This is a genomic window from Infirmifilum sp. (genome assembly GCF_049970975.1).
GTDB classification, from domain to species: domain Archaea; phylum Thermoproteota; class Thermoprotei; order Thermofilales; family Thermofilaceae; genus Thermofilum; species Thermofilum uzonense.
On record NZ_JBMFLX010000003.1, the window covers coordinates 31,499 to 58,263 of the forward strand.

Annotated in this window: 29 protein-coding genes; 13 read left to right on the top strand and 16 right to left on the bottom strand. The window is 47.1% G+C overall.

Annotated features, from left to right (window positions below; translation table 11 throughout):
• The first annotated feature begins 26 nt into the window (after window positions 1-26).
• Together ACP5KC_RS01425 and ACP5KC_RS01430 are read left to right on the top strand one after the other, a co-directional pair.
• On the top strand, window positions 27-422 hold the full coding sequence (locus ACP5KC_RS01425) for a DUF488 domain-containing protein (protein ID WP_273434332.1): 396 nt from the start codon (window positions 27-29) through the stop codon (window positions 420-422).
• Window positions 400-1,461, top strand: coding sequence for an NAD(P)/FAD-dependent oxidoreductase (locus ACP5KC_RS01430; protein ID WP_273434329.1), 1,062 nt, complete (start codon window positions 400-402; stop codon window positions 1,459-1,461). The genes ACP5KC_RS01425 and ACP5KC_RS01430 overlap by 23 nt, the downstream gene beginning before the upstream one ends.
• 15 nt (window positions 1,462-1,476) lie before the next feature.
• Here ACP5KC_RS01430 and ACP5KC_RS01435 read toward each other — a convergent pair whose 3' ends face one another.
• The 6 genes from ACP5KC_RS01435 to tmk form a co-directional block, all read right to left on the bottom strand.
• The gene (locus ACP5KC_RS01435; RefSeq protein WP_424737488.1) at window positions 1,477-2,142 is read right to left on the bottom strand and encodes a class I SAM-dependent methyltransferase; all 666 of its coding nucleotides are present in this window, start codon (window positions 2,140-2,142) and stop codon (window positions 1,477-1,479) included.
• A 174-nt stretch (window positions 2,143-2,316) separates the two neighbouring features.
• Window positions 2,317-3,039 (bottom strand): alanyl-tRNA editing protein AlaXM, encoded by a 723-nt coding sequence (gene alaXM / locus ACP5KC_RS01440; protein WP_052884148.1) that lies wholly within the window; start codon window positions 3,037-3,039, stop codon window positions 2,317-2,319.
• Between the two features lie 122 nt (window positions 3,040-3,161).
• Window positions 3,162-4,556, bottom strand: coding sequence for a thiamine-phosphate synthase family protein (locus tag ACP5KC_RS01445; protein ID WP_424737491.1), 1,395 nt, complete (start codon window positions 4,554-4,556; stop codon window positions 3,162-3,164).
• 41 nt (window positions 4,557-4,597) lie between these two features.
• A complete protein-coding gene (locus ACP5KC_RS01450; RefSeq protein WP_428286751.1) occupies window positions 4,598-4,882 on the bottom strand; it encodes a transcriptional regulator in 285 nt (94 codons plus the stop codon).
• The gene (locus tag ACP5KC_RS01455) at window positions 4,882-5,457 is read right to left on the bottom strand and encodes a phospholipase D-like domain-containing protein (RefSeq protein WP_424737495.1); all 576 of its coding nucleotides are present in this window, start codon (window positions 5,455-5,457) and stop codon (window positions 4,882-4,884) included. The genes ACP5KC_RS01450 and ACP5KC_RS01455 overlap by 1 nt, the downstream gene beginning before the upstream one ends.
• A gap of 130 nt (window positions 5,458-5,587) precedes the next feature.
• The gene (gene tmk / locus ACP5KC_RS01460) at window positions 5,588-6,370 is read right to left on the bottom strand and encodes a dTMP kinase (RefSeq protein WP_052884152.1); all 783 of its coding nucleotides are present in this window, start codon (window positions 6,368-6,370) and stop codon (window positions 5,588-5,590) included.
• A gap of 110 nt (window positions 6,371-6,480) precedes the next feature.
• On the opposite strand from tmk, the gene ACP5KC_RS01465 reads away from it, so the two are divergent.
• The 5 genes from ACP5KC_RS01465 to ACP5KC_RS01485 are packed head-to-tail and all read left to right on the top strand — an operon-like array spanning window position 6,481 to window position 9,908.
• Complete coding sequence (locus tag ACP5KC_RS01465) at window positions 6,481-6,858, top strand: hypothetical protein (RefSeq protein WP_273433520.1); 378 nt, start codon at window positions 6,481-6,483, stop codon at window positions 6,856-6,858.
• Window positions 6,855-7,409 (top strand): hypothetical protein, encoded by a 555-nt coding sequence (locus tag ACP5KC_RS01470; RefSeq protein ID WP_273433518.1) that lies wholly within the window; start codon window positions 6,855-6,857, stop codon window positions 7,407-7,409. The genes ACP5KC_RS01465 and ACP5KC_RS01470 overlap by 4 nt, the downstream gene beginning before the upstream one ends.
• A complete protein-coding gene (gene radA, locus ACP5KC_RS01475; RefSeq protein ID WP_428286752.1) occupies window positions 7,402-8,349 on the top strand; it encodes a DNA repair and recombination protein RadA in 948 nt (315 codons plus the stop codon). The genes ACP5KC_RS01470 and radA (ACP5KC_RS01475) overlap by 8 nt, the downstream gene beginning before the upstream one ends.
• 49 nt (window positions 8,350-8,398) lie before the next feature.
• Window positions 8,399-8,860, top strand: a complete 462-nt coding sequence (locus tag ACP5KC_RS01480) for a hypothetical protein (RefSeq protein ID WP_273433514.1) — start codon at window positions 8,399-8,401, stop codon at window positions 8,858-8,860.
• 34 nt (window positions 8,861-8,894) lie between these two features.
• The gene (locus ACP5KC_RS01485) at window positions 8,895-9,908 is read left to right on the top strand and encodes a Gfo/Idh/MocA family oxidoreductase (RefSeq protein ID WP_052884157.1); all 1,014 of its coding nucleotides are present in this window, start codon (window positions 8,895-8,897) and stop codon (window positions 9,906-9,908) included.
• Here ACP5KC_RS01485 and ACP5KC_RS01490 read toward each other — a convergent pair.
• Complete coding sequence (locus tag ACP5KC_RS01490) at window positions 9,905-12,730, bottom strand: DEAD/DEAH box helicase (protein ID WP_424737503.1); 2,826 nt, start codon at window positions 12,728-12,730, stop codon at window positions 9,905-9,907. The two genes, ACP5KC_RS01485 and ACP5KC_RS01490, sit on opposite strands and share 4 nt — an antisense overlap.
• A gap of 123 nt (window positions 12,731-12,853) precedes the next feature.
• Between ACP5KC_RS01490 and ACP5KC_RS01495 the strand changes: the two genes are divergently transcribed.
• Window positions 12,854-13,594 (top strand): hypothetical protein, encoded by a 741-nt coding sequence (locus tag ACP5KC_RS01495; RefSeq protein ID WP_273433510.1) that lies wholly within the window; start codon window positions 12,854-12,856, stop codon window positions 13,592-13,594.
• 6 nt (window positions 13,595-13,600) lie between these two features.
• Here the strand turns inward: ACP5KC_RS01495 and ACP5KC_RS01500 are convergent, their stop codons facing one another.
• Together ACP5KC_RS01500 and radA (ACP5KC_RS01505) are read right to left on the bottom strand one after the other, a co-directional pair.
• Entirely contained in the window at window positions 13,601-13,930 is a 330-nt protein-coding gene (locus tag ACP5KC_RS01500; RefSeq protein WP_052884160.1) for a 30S ribosomal protein S25e, read from the bottom strand.
• Window positions 13,931-14,045: 115 nt separating this feature from the next.
• A complete protein-coding gene (radA, locus tag ACP5KC_RS01505; RefSeq protein WP_191118414.1) occupies window positions 14,046-15,113 on the bottom strand; it encodes a DNA repair and recombination protein RadA in 1,068 nt (355 codons plus the stop codon).
• A gap of 151 nt (window positions 15,114-15,264) precedes the next feature.
• Between radA (ACP5KC_RS01505) and ACP5KC_RS01510 the strand changes: the two genes are divergently transcribed.
• The 5 genes from ACP5KC_RS01510 (at window position 15,265) to ACP5KC_RS01530 (ending at window position 19,812) form a co-directional block, all read left to right on the top strand.
• Window positions 15,265-15,825, top strand: a complete 561-nt coding sequence (locus ACP5KC_RS01510) for a hypothetical protein (RefSeq protein ID WP_424737506.1) — start codon at window positions 15,265-15,267, stop codon at window positions 15,823-15,825.
• Window positions 15,826-15,906: 81 nt separating this feature from the next.
• Window positions 15,907-16,941 carry a hypothetical protein gene (locus ACP5KC_RS01515; protein WP_428286753.1) on the top strand — a complete coding sequence of 345 codons (1,035 nt, stop codon included), beginning with the start codon at window positions 15,907-15,909 and terminating at the stop codon, window positions 16,939-16,941.
• Window positions 16,942-17,034: 93 nt separating this feature from the next.
• The gene (locus tag ACP5KC_RS01520) at window positions 17,035-17,985 is read left to right on the top strand and encodes a hypothetical protein (RefSeq protein ID WP_273433504.1); all 951 of its coding nucleotides are present in this window, start codon (window positions 17,035-17,037) and stop codon (window positions 17,983-17,985) included.
• Complete coding sequence (locus ACP5KC_RS01525) at window positions 17,982-18,920, top strand: hypothetical protein (RefSeq protein WP_428286754.1); 939 nt, start codon at window positions 17,982-17,984, stop codon at window positions 18,918-18,920. The genes ACP5KC_RS01520 and ACP5KC_RS01525 overlap by 4 nt, the downstream gene beginning before the upstream one ends.
• 10 nt (window positions 18,921-18,930) lie before the next feature.
• On the top strand, window positions 18,931-19,812 hold the full coding sequence (locus ACP5KC_RS01530; protein WP_273433500.1) for a radical SAM protein: 882 nt from the start codon (window positions 18,931-18,933) through the stop codon (window positions 19,810-19,812).
• A 70-nt stretch (window positions 19,813-19,882) separates the two neighbouring features.
• Here ACP5KC_RS01530 and ACP5KC_RS01535 read toward each other — a convergent pair whose 3' ends face one another.
• From ACP5KC_RS01535 to ACP5KC_RS01565, 7 genes are read right to left on the bottom strand one after another with little or no spacing between them, the layout of a single operon-like run.
• Window positions 19,883-20,446: an ATP cone domain-containing protein gene (locus tag ACP5KC_RS01535; protein WP_052884166.1), complete on the bottom strand. Its 564-nt coding sequence runs from the start codon at window positions 20,444-20,446 to the stop codon at window positions 19,883-19,885.
• A 40-nt stretch (window positions 20,447-20,486) separates the two neighbouring features.
• On the bottom strand, window positions 20,487-21,659 hold the full coding sequence (locus tag ACP5KC_RS01540; RefSeq protein WP_424737512.1) for an amidohydrolase family protein: 1,173 nt from the start codon (window positions 21,657-21,659) through the stop codon (window positions 20,487-20,489).
• 45 nt (window positions 21,660-21,704) lie between these two features.
• Window positions 21,705-22,979 (bottom strand): uroporphyrinogen decarboxylase family protein, encoded by a 1,275-nt coding sequence (locus ACP5KC_RS01545; protein ID WP_428286755.1) that lies wholly within the window; start codon window positions 22,977-22,979, stop codon window positions 21,705-21,707.
• A gap of 8 nt (window positions 22,980-22,987) precedes the next feature.
• Window positions 22,988-23,659, bottom strand: a complete 672-nt coding sequence (locus tag ACP5KC_RS01550) for a cobalamin B12-binding domain-containing protein (protein WP_236944843.1) — start codon at window positions 23,657-23,659, stop codon at window positions 22,988-22,990.
• A 60-nt stretch (window positions 23,660-23,719) separates the two neighbouring features.
• The gene (locus ACP5KC_RS01555; RefSeq protein ID WP_052884169.1) at window positions 23,720-25,549 is read right to left on the bottom strand and encodes an ASKHA domain-containing protein; all 1,830 of its coding nucleotides are present in this window, start codon (window positions 25,547-25,549) and stop codon (window positions 23,720-23,722) included.
• A gap of 16 nt (window positions 25,550-25,565) precedes the next feature.
• A complete protein-coding gene (locus tag ACP5KC_RS01560) occupies window positions 25,566-26,327 on the bottom strand; it encodes a diphthine--ammonia ligase (RefSeq protein ID WP_428286756.1) in 762 nt (253 codons plus the stop codon).
• Window positions 26,296-26,694 (bottom strand): HIT family protein, encoded by a 399-nt coding sequence (locus tag ACP5KC_RS01565; RefSeq protein ID WP_273433494.1) that lies wholly within the window; start codon window positions 26,692-26,694, stop codon window positions 26,296-26,298. Before ACP5KC_RS01565 ends, ACP5KC_RS01560 begins: the two co-directional genes overlap by 32 nt.
• Window positions 26,695-26,765 lie beyond the last annotated feature (71 nt).

Here is a 26,765-nt window from a genome sequence, read left to right on the forward strand (position 1 = left end):
ATACAATTGGTTATGGGGGGCGAGACATAAGTGAGTTATTATCCATTCTCGTTGAATTTCACGTAGAGGTTGTAGTTGATGTACGTAGATGGCCAGAGTCCAGCAGAATCCCCCTGTTCACTAGGGATAACTTGAGAAAAACGCTTGAGAAACATGGGATAAAATATGTATGGCTTGGAGACACGCTGGGGGGATACAGGAGGGGGGGCTACGAGTCATATATGGAGACTGAAGAGTACCGTAGGGGCCTGTCCAGACTCGAGGAAATCGCCAGGAGTCACATTGTAGCGGTGCTGTGTGCTGAGCGCCTATGGTTCAGGTGTCATAGGAGATTTATTGCAGAATCACTGGTAAGGGACGGCTTTAAGATTCTCCATATTGTTGAGAAGGGTGTAGTGTATGAGCACTGGAGGAGGGTTTAGGCGGGTCGCAATAGTTGGGGCTGGCCCTGCGGGAGCCTACCTTGCCAGGCTATTAGTTGACGACGGCTTCGAGGTTAAGGTTTTTGAGGGGGCTCCAAGGCTTGCCTCAAAGCCCTGTGGGGGCGGCTTACCATTTAGTGTTGAGAGGGTTTTGAGGGTTCCCGAGGAAAGTGTGCTTGTTAAGGTTAAGGGGTACAAGGTTTACGTTGGTGCAAAAGTTTCCAAGGAGAGTCATGGGAAGTTTTACGGGTATATTGTGGATAAGGAGTCTTTGCTTAAATATCTCTTAGAGGGCGTCGAGGTTGTCAGGAAGTGGACCTCGCCTGAGAAACTTCAAGACTTCGACTTAATCGTTGATGCTAGGGGGCATCCGGTTTATAGTGGAAAGAAGGCTCTCGCTCTGCAGGTTGAGGGTATGTCAGAGGAGATTGTCGAGGACGAGATTCAGATTTACTTTTTCCCCGAAATTGTTGGATATGCTTGGGTCTTCCCTACTGGTGATAAGAGAGTTAAGGCTGGTGTTGGTGGGCTAGCTGAGCATGATGTGCTTCAAAGGCTTCTAAACGATTTGATCAGACGTATAAGACTGAGAGAGATAACGGGTGTCAAGGGTAGCCCTATAGCTTCAGGCGGGCTCCTAGGCCATTATAGTGATGGCGTTTACAGGATAGGAGAAGCTTTGGGTGCAGTGATGCCTCTATCAGGGGAGGGCATAAGGCCTTCGATGATAACTGCTGTAGCTCTGCACAGAGACCTCACGGGCCAGGCCAGCTTTAACAGGACTATCTCTAGCTTCGGTCTGGACCTCAACCTCAAGGTACAGCTCGGAATACTTAGATTTCTCGAGGAAAGCCCTCCCAGTGGGAGAGCAGCCCTCCTTGAGAGAGCCCCTCAGGAAATCTTAGAGCGAGTGACAGCTGGAACAGTGACGCTATCCTTTCTAGTAGAGGCTGCAGCCAGGTGGCCGGGATTCTTTTCAAAAATTGCGGGAAAAGTAACGGGACTTAATATTAAACAATTAACGGGAAAGTCGGATTAAACAAGGGGAAAAATGCTAGGTAGGCGTTGCTACGACAGCAAAAACGCCGCATGATGAGCAATATTCCCCAATATAGAGCCTAGGGGGTTTGCTTGGAGTTGTTAATGGTTCATAGTCTAGCGTGAATGCCCTCTCATAAACCTTATATCCCGCAGTTTTCAGATACTCCTCGACTTCGCTCAAGGTATATAACCTGGCCATCGAGATCACGGGGTCTGTTCCCTTTTCAGCAATTTCTGCATACATCCTGCCCCAAGGACTATTCTTTTCAATAGACAACAGTACTAGCCTGCCGTTAGGCTTTAGGAGACCTTTAACAGCTACAATCATTTCCAAAGGGTTCTCTAAAAACTCCAAAACAGTCACAGCGTAAATGAAGTCGAGAGAACCAACCCTTAACGGGGGATGCTCGCCGACAGCAAGCACGGAATGCTGACACCTAGACTTGGCCAACACGAGCATCTCAGAGGTAGGATCAAGGCATACTATCTCCCGGTTAAGGGCTAGTTTTTCGGCAAAGACTCCAGTGCCAGAGCCGAGGTCTAACCCGACCCCGCTTGGGAGAAGGAGATTGAGAAGGTTTGCCTCTGATTCGAGAACAGCTCGACCATATGGCGTTTTATACCAGGAGTCGTATTCAACTGAGTATCTGGAGAAGACCTCTATAACCTCTAGGCTCACGTGTAAACCTTATCCTCTCTTGCTCAAAAACTTCACCTTCTGACAGAATAGGAGAACGTATTGTGTATGCTGAAGACGTTTCTATCCAGTTAAATATAACGAACTCTAAAAAACGTAGCTTTAGTTGAGGGCTAAAAGAGTCAAAATTCTATATTAGAAGAATTCTATATTTGATCAGGGTGTGAGAGTGTAGTAGATTCTCTTTCTCTTTGCACCCTTGCTTTCCGTCTTTTGTAGAACAATCTCTCCGACTTCGCAAGTGTTCTTGACGTGCGGTCCACCGTCCGCCTGTATGTCAACACCCGGAATCTCAACAATTCTGATTTCCTCTACTTCTGGAGGGAGGCGGCCGGCTAGCTTTACGATGCCCGGGATTTTGAGAGCCTCATCCCGCTTGAGCCAGTATACCTTAACCTCGAGGCAGCTCTTTAGAATCTTGTTTGTCTCGGAAATAGCCTCGCTCAGTGCCGCTTTCCAGTCATCGACTCCCGTCAAGTCGAAATCATCCCGTGCGCCTTCCGGTTGGATGTGGCCTCCCGTTACGAGTGCACCGTATTTTTTGTAGAGAATTGCGGCTAAGACGTGGCTGGCTGTGTGTAAGCGCATCATCCTGTAACGTCGATCCCAGTTTATTATCCCCTTTACCTTTGTTCCGGTTGTGAGGACTGTAGGTGATGATAGGATGTGGGCCACGTCATTGGGCTCCTCGACAGCCCTAATGACCTCCAACTTGGTTCCGTCGGGGAGAATAAGCCAACCTGTATCCGTGTCTAGTCCCCCGCTTGGACCAGGGTGAAAAGCTGTTTGGTCGAGGTATACTTTCTCGCCTTCTACGCGCGTTATTGTTGCTTCGAACTCGCGTAGGTAGCTGTCGATCTGGTATAGGAGCTTTGTCATAGATTTCCAGTTATTGTTAGAACATATTATATGTTTTCTTATCAGTCCGCGGCAATCCGGATCACAGGTCACCGGGGGGCAAGCTTAGTCATCATTCCTTCTTTTAGAGGGGCTTCCTGGTATTAAGTTTTTTCCTGAGCACCGATATTAGACAAGGCCAGTCTAACCAGCTCTACAAGCTTCACTGGATCGTCACCTAGTATTACGAGAGAAGGCTCAAGGTTCGGCAGGTTTCGGTAGTAGAGAGCTAAAGCCTTCGATCCCTCATGTAAGGCCTGCTCTATGGGACACTCTGATGGAACTGCCTTGACCTCGAGTGGGTTTAGACCTATCCGCTCTAGCCCCTTGAGGAGCACTGGTTCTGGCTTGAGGTTTATAGCCGCCCTGAGGTCAGGGTTGTTTCTAGTGGCTTGGAGGATTACCCGTGCAAGGTGCCTTGAGGATCCATAAGATGGCTTGCCGCAGATCCTTGCCCCCTTTGACGTTCTCACTATCCTGCCGTCTAGAGCGGCGACATCCTCTGTTCGGGAAGCGCCTCGCCTGGCATAAGCAATGTTGGCGCCTACCTCGGGTATGAATCTCTCTATATCTTTAATCTTAATCAACATGGTTGCTGCGAGCAGGACTTGTGCCAGCTCAGGGTCTCCAGGCGTGTAGGGGTTGTAAAGTTCTATGAGAGGAGTACTCAGTGGCTCAGAGTACAGTTTAGACTTGTACTCGACTCCTTCCCCCTTACCAACTATGACAGCTAGGGAGGTGCACTGTACTCCTTCGTCTCGACAGACCGCTTCGAGCTCCTGGGGCGAGGAGGTCACCGCTAGAAGTGCACCGTATGTTGGTGCTGTGAGGGGGTCAAAGTCTCTTGGTAGATCCTTATTGGTGGGCATACTTGGGGCTGTAACTTTTATGATGAAGCCATAATGTTTGCTAAGCTCTAGTAAGGCTCCGAGTACGCCGCCTTCCGAGACGTCGTGGAGAAGCTTGACCTGTTCAAATCGCATTAGCTTCAATGCATTCGGGAGAGGGGTCATTTCTTCAAGCGGGATGCTTTTTCCTAGGAGCCAGGCTGACTCTGCTCCTATTGTGCCTATAAGGTATACCTTGTCACCCGGTGATGGGTTAAGCCTTGGTCTGACCCGTTTACCAATTATTGTTGAGACGGCTAAGGGGTACTCGATGCCCTCGTAGCGCGCTGTATGCCCGCCTCTTAACTCTACTTGATACTTCCTGCATTCGGCGACAAAGCTCTTCACCACCTCTTCCATTTCTTCGTCGGTGGTTGAGGGTGGGCCTAAAACGTTGAGTGTCGCATACATGGGTTTGGCAAAGGCAACGGCGACATTCGAGGCAGTGTAGTGAAAGGCGAAGAATCCGAGCGTTTTCAAGGGGACTCCTATAGCTGGATTTGTTGAAACAACCTCTTCTTCACTGAGAGGGTTAGCGTCTAGCTCTGCTCTAAGCCCTACGGTTTCAAGAATTCTACGAAGGTTATCAATAGGAACTTTTCCAAGCTTCATCGAGAAAATACTCGGAAACGTCGTATTTCAAGCTTGGCCCACTACTGGTGCCATGGAAAGGGATAACCTTGCTCCTTCAACTTCTTTAATTCTTCAGCAAGTTTTCTCTCGATCTCCTCCACCTTTACTGTGGGCGGTGAGAACAGGAGAGATAAGCCTATAACAAGAGTTACAAGCAAAAAGGATCCCATCGTGACCGCGGCTGTTAATTTGAGGACAAGCATGCTTATAGCTTCACCAGCAAAGAACAGGGAGTAGATAAAGATAGTCCCCGTAAACAACGAGAAAAGCGTTAATATGAATCCTACAAGCCTGTCCTTGTCCACTAGTTGCCACCCCATATCTGCATAAAGTACTCTGTTTCCGCGTTAGCTATCTCGGGGCTGTCGATGAGTACACTGGCCTCGTGGTTACGCATCATGGCCATATAGCTCCAGTTATGGGATCCCACTATGACAAACCTTCCGTCAACTATGATTAGCTTCGCGTGAGTCGTCTTGGCTCGTGTATCAAACCTTACCGGGACTCCGTTTGCGAGCAGCCTCCTGTATGTGAGTTCATTGTCATCGATGGTGTTTTCGAGAACCACCTTTACGTCGACGCCCTTCTTTGACTTGCCGATGAGGATCTCGACTATACGGGAAATCTCATCGGTATCGCTCTTAAACTCGAACATCGCTACATATATAGACCTGTTAGCAGAGGAGAGGAGGGAGAGGAGCTTTGGATAATAGTCCCTGTCGTTTATAATTTCAACCTTGACCCCGGAAGGCGCCGTTGCAGGCGGCTGTTCAATGGTGATCGTTCTTCCTCTACTACCGAGGTAGTAGCCTCCAAGAAAGGATATACCGACTAATAGAACTACGAGGAGAAGGATTGATCCTATAGACCCTCTACGCATCTAGACACCCGACATGAATATAGCGAGATGTTTTATAATTATTTTCCTAAGGTCTAAGAGTTGAATCCAGCCTGCTATAAGATCTGGGTTTTCAGTGTTCTCAAAGAGTTGGTGGCTCCTGGAAAAAGTACTATAAATCGATCTTTATCGACTTGTTTTTCAACTTCTCGGCTAGTTTCGTTAGAATCTCTTGGTGTACCTCATGGATCGTCCTAGAAGCATCAATAACGATGAAGAGTGAATTATATTCCCGAGCCAATTCTAGATATCTTTCCCTGACCTTCTGCATGAAGCTTGGATCCTCAAACCTCGTTGTTTCTCCTCTGGCTTCCAAGCGTTTGACAGCAAGCTCGAGGGGAAGGTCTAGAAGTACAACTATGTCAGGCAGCCTTATAGAGCGGTTGATTGCCATTATGAAGTCTGCGGGTAGACCACGAACAACCTGATAGGCGAGGCTTGCGAAGACTGACCTATCAGAAACCACAATTTTTCCTGATTCAAGAGCCGGGAGTACAACTTCCTTTTGAAGTATTATTCTGTCGGCTGCAAAAAGATAAGCCTCGGCATCAGGGTCAAGGTCATGCTTGTAAAGGAAGTCCTTTATGGCTTTGACCCAAGGTTCTCTTACGAGGACCACCTCGAAATTTCTGTTTGAGAGGTACTCGTAGAGCATTACAGCCTGTGTAGTCTTACCGCTCCCGTCTATCCCTTCGAAGACTATGTATACTCCTCCCGGCGTAACTTTACGCTTTGGGAGGTCCAGGGTTTTTCTCTCAGACATTATAAAGCCGTGTTTGGGACAATAATACTCAATTACAATCTCACCGGTAAGCGTAAGGTTACGAACAACCTTAGGTGTTACGTAGTCCTGGCATTGAGGGCAGAAGACTTTTTTCCTGGAGTATCCGGACATAACTCTTTGATAGCTATCTACATTTTAAAGTCATTTTCGCAGCCTTCAAGCATAATAACAATGATACGTTGTAGAATAATATTTTTATACTCGATTAGAACGATCATATTGTGGATGAATTCGAGAGGATAATTTTTTGGGTTTGGAGGATAGGGGATAGCGAAAAGACACTTGTCGAATTGTCGAGAAATGCGGCTACTGCAAAGGAGGCACTCGAGCTCTTAAAAAAATACTCGCTGGTAGTCGTACGTAAAAAGGGTCGAATATACCTTGTCTCCCTATCAGAAAAAGGTCTGAACGTCTATAGAAAGCTTGGGGAGCTTAGGGAATTCCTGGGAATACCTGTGCCATCTGAGAGGCGAGAACAGCCAGCTATAACTGAGAGTCAAGGAGCTTCAACTGGCCTGGAGAGTGTTCCCACTTTCGTGGCAGATAACCCATGGCTGAAGGTTCTAGCCCAGAGGGGGAGAGAGAGGGTTGGTTTATGAATGGTCTTATAGTTGTTGGTAGGGAGGAGTTTTCGCGGGTTCACCTGAAGGTTTTCAGGGAGGAGGAGGTGCGTGCTATTTTTGGAGAGATGTCTGAGGAGCTTTTAAAGCTTAGCAGGGATACGCTTGTATTGTTTCAACCTCTCTCAGTATCAGTAGAGTTCTGTGGTAGAAAAGTGAGCCTACCATATGGCGTCAGCCTAGCGAGTGGCGTCGAGCTCGAGATTCCAGGCTGCATATATGTCCCTGCCCTCCTTGACGGAGAATTTCTAGAATTCCTGCTGTTCGACCTGCCTCGGAAGCTAGATGAGAACAGGAAGCCTGTAGTGGTCGAGGACGTTGATCAGCGCTTCACCAGGGACGTTCGTGAAGGGATACTCTATGCACTTGATATTCTGGACCGCATCTCATCAATTTATAGGATCCCGGTCGTTGTGTATGGGACTCCCTCTCTAGCTAGTTCCTGGCGTTTTACGAGGAGGCTTTACTGTGACAAGAGTGGGACATGCTTCCTTGACGGCGAGCTGTTCTGTGGTGAGGAGGGTGCATAGTATAGACGAGCTCGCAAAAGAGGAGAATATAGGCAGAGTCACTATTTCGAGGCTTAAAGCTGCTGGTATCGAGAACCTCGAAGATCTTGTCCTCTATAATCCTGAGGAGCTGGAGGAATTGACGGGGATAGACTTCGAGAGAGCCTTAAGAGTTATACGGACCGCCAGAAGGATAGTGGGCTGGGAGGCACGGGCCATCCCTGGGAAGGAATATGCTTCATTGCTGAAGAAGAGAGAGGCCCTCACTACCGGTGTTAGCTCCATCGATGCACTGACTGGTGGCGGGTTAGCAGTATATGACATTCACGAATTTGCCGGAGAGTTTGGCTCGGGCAAGACACAGCTCTGCCATCAGCTCGCGGTTACTGTTCAGCTGCCACCTTCGAGAGGTGGTCTAGGGGGAGGCGTGGTATACATCGACACGGAGGGGACTTTTAGCCCTGAAAGGATTGAGTCTATCTCTGCCAGGTTTGGTGTAGAGGATCCCTTGTCTAATATTTACGTGTTTAGACCTTTGAGCGTAGACGAGTTGGAAGAGTTTGTTGTGAGGGAGCTTTCCCGGCTTGTAAAAGGTGGATCTAGGCTCATCATAGTGGACTCTGTTATAGCGCTGTATAGAGCTCAGTTCAGGGGTAGGGAGTGGCTTGCCATGAGGCAACAGAGGATAAATTATATGCTGGACTGGGTTAAGAGGCTATCTAGACTCTACAGTCTCGTCGCGGTTATCACGAATCAGGTCGTGAGTGTGCCTAGCGCTTGGGGCGTCGCTGTAAAGCTCCCGGCCGGAGGCAACATTATAGCCCATGCAAGTACGCACCGCTTCCTTTTGAAGAAAACGGGCGATGCATTCCTCCTCGAGGTCTTGGACAGCCCGCGCCTTGCCCGTGGCGCAAGTGTAGAGTTTAGAATCGAGGAGGACGGGCTCCACGATGCCAGGTAGCTTTTTAGGAGCTCAGCTGAGATCCTGTCTTGAGCGTTTTGAACACGCAATGTCTTCACGGAAGGAGGCCTTCACTGTTACGGAGGTGGCTAAACCTTTTGGGAGAGGGAGGGGTAGAGGGCTTCAAGCAGGTGTTATTCTTCATAGGAAGTTCTGGGGTGACTTGAGCCTTATATTGCAGGAGGACAAGGCTTCGACGCCCCTCCCAGTGGCTTGGAGGTTCCGGTTTGGCTGGCTTCTCGGTGTGGCTGACCAGGTTCTATTTGTAGACGGCTTGCCTGTAGAGGTTGCCGAGCTGAAGAGTTATGACGGCTTCAAGAGCTATGAGAAAGTACAAGCTTCACTCTACGGCCTCCTAGTTATGCTTAACTTTCAATACCGTCCGAGAGTCTCGATCATAGGCGTGAACGAGAAGCTGGAGATAAACAACTGGGAGGATTTGGCAGTGAATGCATTGGAGAGTTTTGTTAGGAGTAATGTTTTGCTTAAAAATGTTTCTAGGAAAACATAACTAAGGTATTAAAGACCTCTTTCTCGGTGATAACGTGAAACCTCTCGGTGTTGCTGTTGCAGGACTGGGTCGTATCGGTGTCGTTCATACTGAGATACTGTCGTACAGGGTTGAAGGGGCTCGTCTCGTTGCAGTAACAGATGTTGTTGAAAAACTTGCTAGAACGACGGGCGAGAAGTTTAAGGTTAAGTATTACACAGATTATGATAAGCTTTTAAGTGATCCGGAGGTGGAGGCCGTCTTCGTGGCCACACCCACATATCTGCACCATGACATGATTGTTAAGGCCTTTGAGGCCGGGAAACACGTGTTTACCGAGAAGCCGATCACAGTTACTGTCGAGGAGGCTGTGAATGTCGTTAGGAAGGCGGAGAAGCATGGCTTGAAGCTGATGGTAGGCTATATGAGAAGATTCGACGATGCCTACATGGAGGCTATGAAGAGGATTAGGGAGGGCTCTATAGGCAAACCTGTAGCCTTCCTTAATATTGCTAGGGATCCTGGTGCTCCCCCAGGCTGGGCGCAGGACCCGAAGTTGAGTGGCGGGATATTCCTGGACATGTTGAGCCATGACTTTGACATGGCGCGCTATCTTATCGGAAGCGAGGTGAAAAGATTACATGTCATGGGCTCAGCTGTCCTATATGATGAGATAAAGGCTAAGGGCGACTTAGACCTTGTAAACATAAGCTTCGAGTTCGAAAACGGCGTCTACGGGGTTCTTCACGGTAGCCGTAAAAGCGTGTTTGGCTACGACTTGAGGACTGAGGTTCTTGGAACGGATGGAACTATTTACGTCGGTAATAGCGTTGACCCTAACCTCGCCTTAGGTACAAAGAGTGGGGTTTTATTCCGTGGAGTGCAATGGTTCTGGTCTCGCTTTTATGAGGCGTATGTACGCGAGGATCAGGCGTTTGTTAAAGCTGTCTTGGAGGATAAGACTCCCCCCATTACGGGGTTGGATGGTCTTAGAGTTGTTGAAATCGCCGAGGCGTGCTGGCAGAGCTTAAGAGAGGGTAAACCGGTGAGCGTAACTAGGAGTATCTAGTCCTCCCAATATTGGCGTGTCCTCGTATAGTTGGCCTCCGCTTGCAAAATGTTCTTTACAAGGGTTTCTATATCACGGCTTTTCGATAGAATGTTACGCGCTGTTGTTGGTCCTATACCGTGACCCGCCATTGCGAGTACCGCTGGGTAACCGTAAGACATGAATAGAGATGCAGACTGCCTGACCTTCTCGACGAATTTCTCCTCTTCCTTTGAAAGCTTCTCACCTTTCCTCCACTTCCTTAAGATCGGAAGGTTTTCCGAGTCATATGGCCTGAGAATTGCTATGGCTCGCGAGCCACACCTGGGACACTCCCTTATACTTTTTGCCTCGCCCGCCCTGAGCTCGCTTGTCCACTCGCCACAGTGTAAACAGTAGAGTAGAACACGTGTGTTCTCTAACCTCTTCAATACCGCATCGAGGACTGCGGTAATGGGTAGTCCCGAAGCTAGAATACCTGTCCTGACAAAGGGCTTCTCGAAGATTAGCTGGGCCAATGGGCTTAGTTCTTGAACCTGATGGACAGTCACCCTTTTGGCGCCAGTTTTTATCTGCTCTACTAGTTTAGCAACGACATCCGCATTGTAGTATTCTACAAGGGAGGAATCTACGGCCTCCTTGTCGACGGGTGTGCCCTTTAGTTTCCTCTTAAGTAGAGAGAGGTAGCCCGCCTCAATTCTACCCTTGCTTTTATCTATGACCCCCATCCGCGTAGCGACTTGGAGTAGCTCTAGCATGTAGGCGTTACTTTCCCTAATGGCCTCCTCAGCCCTCTCCAATGCCCAATCAATACCCTCCAGCAAGGCATTGCGAAGTTTTTCAGGTCCTAGTTCCGCGTCTGCATAGATGAGTATCCTATAGGGATCCGAGTAGTATCTTACTGTTACACCGTAGAATCCTCTCAGGGCAAAGGCCAGTAGCAATGCTAGGAGGTTATTTCCCTTAGTGCCAAGGAAAGTATGATAGACAGCAAGGGTTTTACCGTTCTTCCTTGTAAACTCCACGACGAGACTCCTGTCGGAAGGCATGAAGCCTAACTGAAGCTGCTTCCTTACGATCTCCTCCAGTTTCTCGGCCGTCTTAGGAGGTATCATGTACGACTCATAGAGTTTAATACTCTCCTCCCGGCCTATACTCTCAGCAATCCTACGGTACAGGGCTCCAAGCTCCCTAGCCGCACGCCACTCGACGGGCAGGGTTTGTCCTGTCCAAACAGGAGGCTCGCCAAGGTCACCGGTATGCTCGGTTACGTAGACTTTGTTGCGCTCGATGCTGATCTCCTCTATGGTCCAGGCTCGACCGCCAAGTATGATGACTTTTCCCCTGTCTATCAGCGAGGCGAAGGAGTAGTCTAGGTGACCGATCTTTCTCCTAGACGCGATGTCCTCCACGTCGAACGATGGGTTATCAGGTATCATTGAGGCGGAGTTAAAGTAGTAGCTTATCGTCCTTCTACCCATTCTTACCACATCGTCCAATAGTCGAACAATCCCTATTGAATCCAGGAATCTTAGTAGTTCAACAAGCTTAGAGAAGTTCAGATCATGGTAGGGGTAGGCCCTTGTGATTATTGCGTAAAGCCTCTCAAGTGACAGCTCACGATAATCTATGAGTAAGCCTGCGATCTGGTGTGCAAGTACGTCTAGCGGCTCGTGGAACAAGTCTAGGCTCTCGAGTATACCGCTCACAGCTCTCCTAGCTAGTACGGCTGACTCGATAGCATCCTCTATGCCCAGGGGGACTATCAACCCTTGAGAAACCTCGTTTAACCTGTGCTTGGACCTGCCAATCCTTTGCACGAGTTTTATGGATTGACGTGGGGACCCGAATTGTATGACGAGCCTTGCGTAACCGACGTCTATTCCCAGCTCGAGACTTGAAGTCGCAACAATCGCTTTTATCTTCCCCTCCTTAAAGAGAGCTTCTGCCTCCTCTCTTTCTTCACGTGAGAGGCTCCCGTGGTGTACCTTTATGTTCAGGTTGAAGTCATGTGAAAGAATTCTACCTATAAGCTCTGCAGTATCACGCGTATTCGTGAATATTATAACGCCTCCCTTTGAGACCTCTTCGACTAGAAGCTTGACACGGGCGTACAGCTCTGGTGGAAGATATTCATGCTGGGCCTTGTCGTTTTCCGGAATATCCGCTAATGTTATCCTGTACTGTTTTCTTTCTGCCCACTCTATGACCGCGCCTCCTCTCCCCCCGCTTATGAAGTTCAGGGCGATCATGGGGTCTCGTAGCGTCGCGGATAATCCTATTACTTTCAAATGCTTGGATAGTAGGCGAAGCCTTTCCAGGGCAAGCGTGAGCTGAACCCCTCTCTTGTCGTCTATCAGCTCGTGAAGCTCATCCACCACGACCCAACGAGTGTTTTTAAGGTGCTCTCTGAACCTCTTGTCGACGAGGATAAACTGGAGGGTTTCAGGCGTCGTTATGAGGAGGTGTGGTGGGCTCTCTGCTATCCTCCTACGCTGACGCATCGGTGTGTCTCCATGACGAATTTCGGCTGAAAAACCTAATGAGAGAAAAATATTGCGCATCCTTACAAATATGTCACGGTTTAAGGCCCTCAACGGAGTGACGTAGAGAGCGTAGATCGGCTGTCCTCCTTCCTCTATAATCCCCCTGAGCACGGGTAGAATCGATGCCTCCGTTTTTCCCGATCCAGTCGGAGCTATGATTAAGAGATTTGAGTACGCTCTAAACTTGAGCGCTTGTAGCTGGATATAGTTCAGGCTGCGATAGCCTTCACTCTCCAATACATCTATCAACTTGTTAGGCAGCAGATCCCCGATCTGTCTCAGCGATAATTCCCTCATTACAGTACAGGCCTAGATTGGAGTGATATTTCGCTGTAAAAAATTTTCACTAGGGGAATAACATGTTCAAGGGACGGAAAAACAATTTTATACTCCTATCCAGGTAATACATGCGAAAAAGAGGTGGAGGAGTACAGTAAGCTCAAGGAATCCCTGATAAACCTTGTTAAGAACAAGGGGGTGGTTACAGCTCAAGAGATAATTTCCTGGGCGAATGAGAATGACGTCGGAGTATTCACGCTATACCTGCTAATCCAGGACCTCTTAGAAACAGGAGAAATTAAAGGTGAGGGGGAAAAATTCCTAATTGAAACCAACATTAATCTCGAAATACCTTCCCGGTTAGTCTGTCCCAAAAAGGAGGTCAGGATAACTAAACCTCCTCAGCATAAGCAAAAGACAAAGCAAAGGCCTAGAAGACACTCTTCTCAAACCCTAATGCCGTATATTCAACAAAAGGAGGGTACCGGGGAGGCGAGCCAACCACCTAGAAAAGAAACTCAGGCAACTAATGACGCCGCAAAGACATCAACTAGTAGTGCGAGTGTGCCGATAAAGAAAGACATTATTTTAACAAGGGAAATAACGGACAACCCGGAGCTAGGTAATCTGCTTAGCGACCAAGACTTTGCAAAAGCTATACGGTACCTTGGAAGATATTGGAGTGTTGGAAAACTTCGATTCCTTATAGATATGAGCAATGAGAACATACAGCCTAAAAAAGCTGAGAAAATTATCGTAGAGCTAGCTAGATTAGGGTTGGTTGAGGTCTCGGAAAACAACGTTATAAACGCTAAGGACACACTACGAGAACTTTACAAGCAAACCCAGTCGCAAACCCCTCTCTACGATATCTTCTCGTAAGATAATCTAGGACTTTTTACTTGGCGGGGCGTAGATTGGAACCCTACTGTTCTTGTCGATGGCCACCAGTATGCCTCGTGATTCGAGTTCACGTAGGACGCGTTTAGCTCTGCTAAGCTTTAAGCCGAGACGAGAAGCGAGCACGTATGGAGTGACGTATTTCAGGCCTTTTATGTCTTTTATGAGTGCATCCATGGATACTTCGGTAAGCTCTCCGGTTGTACCTGAGAGCTTCATTTGAGGTTTTTTACCGCCTTCTTCTTTCTTCCCCTCCGTCGCTTTCTTTGCCCTCTTCTCTAGTGAGGAGACTGTTGGTCTTTTTTTCCCGCCGCCCAAGGTTTACACCTAGAAAGGTAATCATATACATGGGTTTTTATTGTTTGCGGATTTAATGGTCGAGAGCCTATCTCAAACTTCACTATTCTATCGTGTGCTATGACGTTATTTCATTTTAGATGTCTGTCACTCCATCCTCTGAGATCGCAAAGGCTGCTTCTTTCTCGGCGTGTTTTGGACTGTCTATTATCCTCGCGATCCTTTTGCCCTCCTTGGCTTTTCTAAACCATATCCGGTATGTGAAGCCGTGAGCCATTATGTTTCCACCCGCGGGCTTTAATGGGTTTCCAAAGAATATGTCTGGGGCAGCCATTACCTGGTTTGTCACGACGACGGCCAGATTGTATAGGCTTGCTAGCTTGTGGAGCTGGCTGATATGCCTGTTTAGTTTTTGTTGACGGGAGGCAAGGTTCTCCCTGCCAGGGTACTCGGATCTGAAATGGTTTATCAGGCTATCTACTATGATCAGCCTGATGTTGTTCTTCTCGATATACTTCTTGGCCTCATCCACTAGGAGCATTTGGTGATCGCTGTTATACGCTCTGGCATAGATTATGTTCTCCAAGACCTTCTCAGGGTCGGCCCCTTTCGCCCTGGCTATTTGAACAACCCTCTCAGGCCTAAAGGTTCCCTCAGTGTCTATGTAGAGTGCTCTAGCCCCGAGCCCTCCCTTCTCCTTTGGCAGCTGAACCATCACACTGAGCTGGTGGCAGAGCTGGGTCTTACCGGCGCCGAACTCACCTATGAATTCTGTTAGACTCCCAACCTCTATTCCTCCCTCAAGCAAGTCGTCTAGAGCCTTGACGCCGGTACTAATGTATTCGACATTTTTCCTTTTCTCGAAGAGCTCCTTAGCTGTAATGAACTCCTCGCCACGGCTTACCAGCCTTTGAGCAGCCCTGATAATAGCCATTGCTCGATCCTCGGAGCCTAGGATTAACGCGAGCTCGTGCGCAGAGGCGAAAGCAAGATCCTTCACTGAGTAGTACCCAGCTGCTCGAAGTTTTTGAGCAGTAATACGACCAACCCCTTCGAGATCTTCAAGCCTAATCTCTCCTTCCTCAATTTCCTCGGCGGCCCCACCTGTAAACTCTTCCTCTCCGAGAATTACTCGTTCGAGCTCCTCGTCTAGACTCTCGTTTTCACTTGCCTCTGCCTCCTTCTCCTTTAGTTTCTTCGGCATTCTCAGGATACCTATTTCGAAATTCTTGCGTAAGATATTTAAAGATATCTTACAAGTATGGTGAAAGTGAAATCTAACGTTTAATACCTGGGAGCAGGAGTATCTCTAACGTACGACAAGCTTAAGTAGCAATTTAGATGTAAAACACGATATGACTATGGAATATGCGAGAGCTCCATCTCTCGAAGAGGCTCTAAACCTGATTCTTGAAAGATTAGTAGGAATCTCCAAGAGAAAAGGATTAAGGGCTTCGAAGAGCGGAATCCAGCAAGGAATAGGCTTCCACCTCGACACCCCATATATAATTGTTGAGGGTCTCATCCAGAGAGGTCTTATTTCCCTTACTGGGGAAAAGTTTGTCCTCACAAGTCCTGGTGAAACATTTGTGGAGTATGTTGTAGAAATTGCAAGGTTGATTAAACCTTATTCTCTTTTCCCGGAATTCGATGAAGGAAGAATTGTTGGAGCAGTCCTCTATGCGCTTTATGACTGGACAAACAAGAAGGACGCTAAACAAATTGTCGAGGATGCCCGGGAAACTCTGAGGCTTCTCAACGAGGTCAAAAAGAAGAATAGCGATGCTTTTAAAATAATAGCCGTCACATTACCGAGACTATACTTTGAAGATGGGAAATACACCCCATCCTCGCTCATCGAAAAGATTTATCCCTCGATAGCACATGAGGCACAAGGCGTCAAGAATACTTGTTGATTAAGCCCAAAAGTATGGGGCTCCTTGTGTGTAAGGCAAACATTTACCTTTATCTAAAACATTATTCTCGAGTGAGCACCTGTGATTAAATTAAAACGGATAGATTTTGATGTTCTGAAGTCTCTCCCCACCTCGAGGGATTTTACAGATATTGTGAGGAGTTCAGGGATTAGCCCATCTAGTGTTCGAGATATTCTAGAGAGGATTAGGAGGAGCTTTCTTATAAGGGGCTTCTTTCATCTTTCAGGGCTCGGATACCAGTTGTATTTAGTGAGGAAAGAGTTTGACCCGATTCTACACATAAGACTTGTGCCCTTCATTATTGAAAAAATACCTGTTTTGGTCAGTAAAAGTAGATCCTTAACATTCTATCTCGTCATGGGACCCCCTGAAGGCAGAGATGAGGTAGCTGATATATTGAAAGTTGACCCAGATACTGTAACCCCTGTGAGAAGATTTGTTTGGAGACCCGACGTTGCGCGCGGTTTAACACTCAAAGACGCCGACCTTAATCTCGAGATAGATTATATAAGGGAAAACTTTGAAAAAGTGGTAGTACCCTCGTTTGAGCCCCCGATTAGACAAAGACCCGATCACATCGATTTATGGATAATAGCTGAGCTCGCCAGGAACCCATTTGTTAAACTGTCCAGCATAGCCCGAAGTATGGGAATAAAACAACAAGTTGCAAGCTATCATTACCTACAACATGTAAGGCCTTTCCACATATTTAATGCTGTCACCCCTAGGTTTTCCTCTTTGAATATTCCCGGGGTTTTTCTCGAAATTTCTGTCAAGAATGGAATGGCGGATCAACTGGCATGGGCGCTTACAAACCATCCTTATATAAGGGAAGCCTTTTCAGCATCCGACGGGAACGTGTACGCCCTCACATATCTTCAAGGACGGGAGTTATGGGATCTTTATAAATTCTTGAAAGAATCCGATTCGATAGAGGACTTAAGACTTTATGGAGTCCTTATCGATGAGATAAAGGAGTATACACCTCCTTTTGGTGAAGCCTTTAGGGAGGACCCATACAATCTTAGGCCAATGTATGAGGCGGTTCAAGTTCCCTCAAAAGCATCCGGGTGGATGCTCTACGAAATCACGTAAAGAACTATAAGGCTGTAATGGGAAAAATAATTCTGATTCTTGGAGTGATACTACGGAGAAGACTTATCAAGCAGAACCCTTTATAAACTTGTGATGGAGTCATTATCTTGTAAGAGATGCGGGGCGCCTCTCTCGGTTGATCCCGAGTCTCTAATAGCCGTTTGCGATTACTGTGGGTATCCAAACATTATTGGAGGTGACTTTTCAAGCGAACATGTTAGTATAATACCGTCGAAGACAAGGGAAGTTGTTGAGAATAAATTTATCGAGGTCGTGAAGAAGGATCCCCAGCTCTCAAAGATTGAAGACATCGAGGTATTAGAGATTTCAGGAGCATATTTTCCAGCATGGTATACTACTATTAGGGCAAATGTAAGGGCTTCCTGGTATACCACAGTGATAGAAGAGAGAAATAACAGGGTTATTACTCGTCGCGTACTCCAACATGAGGAACGCACTATTTCAAGGAAGATTTTCCTGCCTGCCAGGCGTCGTATTCCCTCAGAACCAGTACTTAATGCGTTAGCAAGCTACACGGTGAAAAAGGCTGAATCTATCTCACCTACACGTGAAGACTTTGACTGGGAAAAAATTAAGCTAGAATTTCTAGGTGTAGAAATTGGGAGGCAAGAAGCGCTTAGGATACTTACGGACAAATTCATCGATTCGCTCAGAGAGGAGTATAAGAGTAGAGGAGAGCAACTGGACTTCTTCTCAGCAAGCATAGTTAAGGTTGAGGAGCCTGTGCTTCTTTACGTTCCTGTTTGGACAATTTCCTACACGGCCCACGACTCTGTTTATTTGGCGGTATTTGACGGGTATGATTTGACGTGTCTTTATCGCTCGGAACCTTTAACTTCTTTGGAGAGAATCGCAGGCTTTTCGTTAGGCCTAGCCCTGTCCTCTCTCTCCGGCCCTATTTTTGCGGCAACCGCATCGCTTACAGGTTTTGAAACATCCCTTCTATTCCTAGGACTCTTAGCGACAGCCGGCTACACGATAACTAAGAGCGCAATGGCCTCAGCAAGGGTGGAAAATGCATGAGCGTGGTAAAAGAGCATACTGTTAGATGTCCTCACTGCGGAGCTGAGTTTCAAGTTCCTCTAAGCGCCTCGAGAGTGACTTGTCCCTACTGCTTCACCGTCTTCGACGCCAGGGAACTTACGGTTAAGGAGGAAAACCATTACTATTTCCCCTTAAGTAAGACGTTGGATCCCTTTGAGAAGCTCGTCAAGTTCATCTCGCGACAATACGCGGTTCCAATAGACCTCCCTAAGAGTTTCACTGTAGATAAGAGGGAATTGTACTGGGTACCCGTTTACTTCTTCTTTGCCGATGTCACGGCTGAGGCTAGGGGGCATAGCAACATGTATGGCGAACAAACCTCCGAGATTAGAGAGACCAGGCTTGTTTCTATTCCCGCCTCTGGAACCTGGCTTGACGAAATCCTGAACAAATATCCTTTCCCCGTCCGCGGAAAACTCCCCTTCAATCCAGAGATAACTTCTAGGGGCCTTTACTTAAATCCGGCTCTTGACGGTAACGCTGCCCAGAAAAAAGTAGAGCAACTCGTAACCTCGAAGGTGAGGCTAGAGGCTTCAGAGAGCTTCAACACCTTGTACTCAGTTAAGATTATCGAGAAGAAAATTGAAAATCGTGGACTCATACACTATCCCATCTGGGTTTTAGGATATAACTATAATGGGAGGAGTTACCAAGCAATTGTTGACGGCGCTAGTGGAATTGTTATACACTCCGAGTATCCCCAGACAGTGAGGGGAAGAATCTCCCTGGCTGTTTACGCCTTGCTTTCAGTTGTTATGGGCGTAGCAGGCGCTTTGCTTTACTCGTATCTAGTAGGTGAGGGCTTCCTAGCACTTCTTGGAGGGCTCGTCGTAGGCGGCGCGACGGCTTTGCCGGCTCTAACGAGGTCTGCGACTCGTGTTGCCAGGGCAAGCGAGTATATGGAGTTTCGGTGAAAAAAAGAACATGTATGTTAGGCCTTTTGACCCTTGGCGTAAGACAAGCCTTTGCACGTGTCCTTTCAAGTACAGCGTAAATCCTTACACTGGTTGCTTTCATGGATGCCTTTACTGTTACGCCTCCTCATACATTAAAGACTTTTTTAACCCACGGCCAAAAGAAGACTTTCTAAGAAGAGTTCAGAGAGACTTGGAGAAGATAAAAGAAGGCTCCATAATAAATATCTCGAGCAGCAGTGATCCCTATCAGCCCTTAGAAGAAAAATACAGGTATACGAGACACCTACTCGAGATGCTAAAGGATCGTTTCATTATTGAGATAGTAACGAAGTCGGATCTCGTAACCCGAGACGTCGACGTACTCTCAAGTTCAAGGTCACTGGTATCGATAACAGTGACAACTCTGGACTCAGGCATTGCTAGACTACTCGAGCCTCGCGCTCCGCCGCCTAAGAGAAGAGTGGAGGCGATAGAGCGTCTCACGGAGGCGGGTGTTCCCGTTGTTGTTCGCTTAGATCCTCTCATCCCGGGTTTAAACGACGATATTGAAAACATCATAGAGGTGCTCGAAGCCGTATCGCTAGCTGGCGCAAATCACATAGTAAGCTCGACTTACAAGGTTAAACCCGATAATCTGGGACGGCTTTCCAAGGTGTTCCCAGAAGTCATCCCAAGGGTAAAGGAGCTTTATCTCGAGAAGGGTCAGAAAATTCACGGATATATCTATGCTTCTAGAAGCTATAGAGCCGAGATTCTGAAGCTCGTCAAGGTCGAAGCTGAGAAAAGAGGGATGACCTTTGCAACGTGCAGGGAAGGCTTATCAAACCTCAATACACCAGGGGTGAGTTGCGATGGTACTCACCTAGCCCTGAGAAAAGCAATAATCTAAATCTTAAAGTGTTTTTGATTCCTTAGGTTATTTGATGATGAAAGGGAGATAAATAAAAAATGTTTTTAGGCTAAAGGAGCTTCTTTAACTCATAGGGTTTCCATCCAAGTTTTTCTCGAAACTCATTTATGAGCTGTATAGATTTCTCTTTCTCCTCTTTGGGCATCTTCGAGGATTTAAGAACTCCCATGAAGAGGGCGTATAGCCTCGCGTTGATTGTAGCCTTGGATATGCCGAAGTCGAGGTCATCCTCTAGCTCCTTCAGGATGCCCTTAACCTCCTCAGCGGAAGAGAGGCCGGGGGGACCTATGTCTTTTACTTCTCGCCCCAGGTAAAGGTGGCCCTTTTGGACTACAACCGCTTTCCCATCCTCGATAGTAAGCCTACCTTTCATTATTCTGTCGTAGAAGACCCAAGCGTCATGAGCATGCGGAGCCATTTCCTTTAACCTGAGTAGAACAAAGCGGCGTATCTCGCTTGTAGAGGCACCATCCTTTATCTTCTCCTCAGCTTCCTTCGTTATCTCGTGGGCAACCTCGGGAGGGGCGCCTGCAGCTATACATGCATTATATATTTTTTGCGGATTAAAATCCTCGACTTTACCGCTTTGCTTTACAACTTTTTTAGAAGCCATTATGATACTTGGGGTAAATGCAAGGATTTAAGTGTGATGTTTACCCTAACACTTCTTGATCCATCAGTTTTTCTATAAGTCTGCGTTTTTCAGCGAGAATCTCCTGCTTCTTTTCAGGAGAGAATATAATCTGCCCATTGACCACGACATACTCAAGAGACTTGGTGTTTAATCCAAAGAAAAGTAGGTTTGCATCCTGGTATGTCGGTAAGGACAATTCTTCGAGAGAATAAAATAGAAGGTCAGCCTTTGCACCATCTCTGATTTCTCCACCCTCAAACATTAAAGTATTGTAACCCGCACTAGTCGCAGACACATAGGCATCAGATATCGTGTAATCAATATTTTCGAAGAAACCCCGCTGGAAGAGGTAATAAGTTTTAAGCTGCTCAAGCATGTCTAGTGTGAGCCCTAGACTCGGCGACTCGCTACAGAGGGCTGGTGTGACGCCCCGGTTGCGTAACTGTTCATGGGGTAACAGGCCCTCGCCTGTGTAGAGCCCAGCTATTGGTGCTTGAACGACGCGGGTTTCAGTCTCAGCGAGTAAACTTAACTCCCAGCTTGTGAGCCAAGCGGGGGAGATGAGTATTGTTCTCGAACCTAGGAGGTTCTTCATGTAGAGGTATTCAATAGGATACCTGCCTTTCCTTCTTTTAAACCCGAATACTTGCTCCTTGCTATTGGATACGTGTATCATAAGGAAAGCCTTTGCCTTTTCCTGGTATTCCCGCAGATCCTCTAAATCTTCCTCAATCGAATCAAAATTATCTATGAGGATAACTTTTCCCTTTGAAACCTCCTTCTTCGGCCACCTCGCAGAGATGATATAGTTTAGTCCTATTTTTCCTGCATGAACACTAATCTCCTCCGCGTATAAGGATGCGTCTACAATGAGAGTGGTCCCTGTCTCGAGTGTGTTGTAAAGAGATAAGACAGCTAAGCTGATTGCAGACTCTTTTGGTAGAGGCTCGTCGTGATGACTCGACCAATTAAGTCTCGAGAGAAATTCCCGTTTATAGAAATAATGCGTCAGCTGGGTGTGAAGATTTGCAAAACCGTGAACCACTAGAAGACCCTTACAAGGTACTTTTTCCTCCCCTGCAAGCTCTTCTCCAATGTTGATTCTACCGTCAGGATGTACAAGGATGTCTACGTCTCTGAGCAACCCGCTGGACGAATACACCAGCGAACATTGTTTGAAAACGTACGCCATCGCGAAAACCCATTCGCTAAAACTAAACTTTTCTGAAAGATAAAGTTAGTAGTAGCCACACTTTTTTACTGCCTCTACCTGTGCCCAGAGGTTCTCTATCCTTGTGGCAGCACCCGGGGAAACACCTGAGCCATAAAAGACGAATCCTCCGGGCTCCTTTATATCATTGAGAAGGTTACAAGACTCCTCGAAGACTTTTTCCCTGGAGCCATGCATAAGTATCGATACGGGTATACCTCCTCCAATGCTTACGTGATCCCCTAGGATTTCTCGGGCTTTTCTGAGGTCTGCTTTCTCGAAGTATGCGAAGACCCTGCCCTTGGGGAGCTCTAAAATGTAATGTAGGAAAGGAGTGAAGTCGCCTTCGAAGAAAACCCAGGGCGTGTAGCCTAGCTCAATGGCATAAATTATTGTCTCCTTCAGGCTTGGCCAATAGAATTCCTCAAAGAGCTTAGGAGGCAACATTTCGTCCAAGTGCAGTGGCCAGAAAACCAGCACCACCCGTGTACCAAACAATTTTTCGGAGAGCTCTTGAGGTATCGTAGAGTTTTTTATTGCCTTTTTAATTAGGGGAGTTAATACTTCTGTCGCCTGTAATACTTCCTCTGGATGCCTCCTTAGGTCAAGCATTACTCCGGTTGGCATTCTCATAAAATCCCCTATAAGGTCCAACGGTGCATAACCATATCCCATATAGAACGTAGGGAACCCCATTTGGAATGATTCAACTCCTATACGGGTCATTGTAGCGTTAAAGTTCTTTGTCTCAGCCCCCAGTTTCATTAATGCTGCAGCCGCCTCAGGAGAATAAGGTTTTCTCAGCGCTTCTACAGCGCGCGGAAGTAGGGTACTAGTGATAAACTCCAGAGGGTCTTCTATGAGCTTCCTGTACTCCCCGGGCTCCATGAATGTTCCCCCGATAAACTGGGGATGAAAATCCGGAGGAAGCTCCCTGCCCGGCCACCTTGTCCATTTGTCGCGTAGAGCATCATGGAACTGTCCGGTAATGAAGCGTGTGGCTATCCACTCCGGATAGTCAGCCCATGCAACGGCGAAAATCATTCCTTCTAAACCCGGAGGAAAAAACGGTAGAAGATCCACTCCCTCCACGTTAAAGTCTCTTCCCCATTTAACGGCGGTTTTCACCCATGAATCCCAGTTAAAGCAATACTCAGCTACCGTGATACCTGCATATTTGGCTTGTAGATCCATTGCGGGAAGAAAGGTGTAGGGAACCCTGTCAGGTGTGCCACCAGTGAAGGCTCTCTCCAACCTCTCTCTCCTGAGCTTTAAAGTCTCTTGGGGCTCCAGAGACGCCATGTTCCTCTTCACCTCTTCTTTTCCTTCACCCATTCTAGCATAATCTTTATTCCTCGCCCCGCGTCGGTTGTCCAAGCATCAGCCCCAACGTATTTGCATGCTGACTCGTCTACTCTTCCACCACCTATTATTATCTTCACTTGATCACGAAGACCAGTGTTTTTTATGACATCAACGGTTCGCTTCATTGACTCTATAGAAAGGGTTAGCAGACCCGAGAGACCGACAATGTCAGGCTTATACGTCTTAATCGCCTCAACGAACTTCTCAGGTGGAACGTCGACCCCGAGATCAATAACTTCAAAGCCGGCAGCCTCCGCCATACTTACAACTATATTCTTCCCGATGTCATGGATGTCCCCCTGAACAGTACCTATAATTAGGCGTCCGACGTATTCATGTCTTGGCTCTGATTGGAGAAGAGGCCTGATCATCTCGCTTATCTCCTTGAGTATCTCACCAGCCATAACGAGATCTGCTACAAAAAATTCTCCCTTGGAGTATTTTTCTCCTATAATGTCAGCAGCCTTACGCAGAACCTCAAGCATCTTGAAAGGTGACTTTGAGTTCTCCAACTCTTTCCTCGCAATTTCCAAGGCTCGCTCCTCATCGAGCTCAACTATAGCCTTCAAGAGGTTATTCTCCATAGACAAGGGAATCAGCCTAGTTCTGCTATCCATTCTAGAGAGTATTTTAAGATATTTATTTAATGCATGAGAGTAATTTTTTATCTCCAATTATCAGCCTTCATTACTCTCTCGCGGAAAAGTCAATGCCCTAGGGAAAATTTTCTTGAATTCCTGAGCCACTGTAAGCTCGATATATTCGGTCTCGCGAGCTACCTTCTCGGCCTCCTGGACAGCCTGTTCGGATATAAGCATGAGTTTAGCTCCTTCTATAGCCGTGTTACCGGTAAGCCTTACCTTTGAAAGATCAAAATTTGGTAGGAGTCCTATCCTTACAGCGTTCCCTATGTCGAGATTATACCCGAATGATCCTGCTATTAAGACTTCTTCTATATCCTTAGGGTCGAGATGCGCTCTTTCAAGAAGAACCATAATACCACTGTATATGGCAGCTTTTGCAAGTCTTATCTCCGCTATATCCTTCTCAGATATAGTTATATCCCTGCCCGTAGCACTATCCTCAGCTCTTACAATGACAAATTCATAGCCATTACTGTTGGGAAGGTTTAGGAGCCTGGAGCTATGAATACCTTTGTTGAAGAGGCCCCGCCATGATAACAAGCCGTTCTCCAGGAGGCCGGCAACCACATCTATAAGGGCTGAACCCGCTACTCCTAGAGGTTTCTCGCCTCCAATAACCTCGTACTCAACGTTCTCGGAGTCTCTTATTACTACCCTCCTTATGGCTCCTGGAACTGCCTTCATGCCATGTTTTATGTGCCCACCTTCGAATGCGGGCCCGGAAGGAGTTGAGCATGCGAGAAGCTTTTCGCCTGTATTCAGTATAATTTCCGTGTTGGTGCCGATGTCGATTAAGAGTATAGGTCTGTTCTTAAGATGCATTCCGGTTGCTATTATATCAGCTAGGGCATCCCCTCCCACGTAGCCTGCGATTATCGGTGGAAAATAGACATACGCAACGCTCTCAAGACCTAACTGGTATCCTGGTAACTCTAATGGATCACTCGTAACTGGTACGTAGGGTGACGCCCCTAAACCGCTAACGTCGAGGCCGAGGAAGACGTGGTGCATAACTGTATTGCCGACTATGACGGCTGACGTCAAATGTTCTTTCTCTATACCCGCCGTGACGAGAGCAACTCTAACTAGGTTATTCACGGCTCGAACAACGAGGTGTTTCATATCTTCCAGGTTTTTTGCGTCGAGAACGGCCGCATGGATTCTCGAGATTATATCGTCTCCATATACTATCTGTGGATTTTCGGTGGATAACATTGCCAACGTTTTTTTATTTGCAAGGTCTACGAGGTGTAGAACTATCTTTGTTGTTCCAATATCAACCGCTATACCCAGGTTTTCACGGGAGGTGTCACCTTCTTCAAGACCTATTACTTTATTCCCACGCCACAAAGTTACTGTAACGGCCCAGTTAGACCTTCTAAGCCTAGCTGAAAGCTCTTTCAACACATTGAACTCAACAGTAAGCTCACTGGAGCCCAGAGCCTTAAGTAGGGAGTTAACATCTGGGTGGGGCTTTTCAAGACTTGGAGGCTCAACCCGTAAATAGATCTTCTTAGCGAGCGGGCTAAACAACACATCGCGAGTCAAGCCCTGTATTGCCGCTTCTATCCCCTTGCTCCTTGTTTCAGGTGGAACAAAGAGCCGAACATCACCTTGGAGAACCACCTGACAAGCTAAACGATATCCAGCTTTGATCTCTTCCACGCTGAGTAGGCGTTTCTCCGTTGAAGAGAGCTGTGATACCTCTCCAGACTTTATTACAACTCTACACTTACCGCACAAACCCCTTCCGCCACACTCTGTTCTAAAGGGTATTCCCGTCGTTCTCAAAACGTCATAAGCCCTAACCCCCTTAGCCACCTCCACCGTTATGTTGTAGGGTTCTATAACGACCTTTACCACGGATTAATCGAGAAACCTATTCGTATATAGAGTTTCCCATTTTAGTAACGTCAGAAATACCCTCTTCATGAGACTTTTCTTCAAGTCGCGCGTCACTTATCCTGAAATACCAGCTATACTCTCCCGTTCTCAAGGCTTCACCCCTCACTCTTAACCTTTTCTTGAAGAGGGGGGCATCGAGGACCAGGGTCTCTGCCTCGCCACCCTCAAAGGCAGGGTTAAAACCATGTATCTTTGAGCTATTGATTATACTGGTTATATCTTCACGACTCAATTCTTTACCTAGAAGTTGTGGGTCAAGCCCCTTTACTGTTATAGATGTGATTATAAAACGAAATCCCATATCCACAAGTCGAAACATATATCTTTCTTGGCTGCGCCACCACAACGGATTGTATAAGTTCAACCCATACATATGAGCACTCTCAGCCACGCGCATCCTCTGGTAATCTGATCTCAAGGCTCCCGTGACAACACCTGAGCAACCATACTCCCTCAATGCTATTTCGAGAGCCTTTCTCAGAGCTTCCTCGTCGCTCTCATATCCCTGCTCGTAGTATACCAGAGGTATCTCCAGCGCCTGAGCCTGTAACCTTGTAAGCTCAACATATGGAACATGAAACATCATTGACTCCTGTGACCGTGGTTTAATAGATACCAGGCATGAGACGTTGAACATTTTCAAGACAGCCCAGTGAAGAGCATATGTGCTGTCCTTACCTCCAGAATATAACACGCAAACCTCTTCAGACGAGCGCTTCCCGTAAAATCCTTGCAACCTCTTCACCCTCATCTCGGCTCAGCTGAAGCCTGCCTCTACGCGGAACCCCGTAGGGTATCACGTGTATATGAGCGTGCATTATCTCCTGCCCAGCTTCACGGTTGTTATTCATGACTATCTTGACGCCTTGAGCACCCAGACCCCGCGACTGCGCCTCTGCAACTCGCTTTGCTAGTATAAAGGCCTGCCCGATTATATCCTCTGGCATATCAAATATGTTTGTGAAGTGTTTAATGGGAGCTATAAGTACATGCCCTACACTGACAGGAAATTTGTCTAGGAAAGCTATGAGCAGATCATCCTTGTATATTATGAAGGCCTCCTCTTCTCCCCTAGCTATAGCGCAGAACACGCAGTCCCTCATAAGCCAAGATGGAATAGCATGAGCTGTTATTAAGGTTAGTTGAGGTTAGGCTTCAGGATGCTAGACTTTTT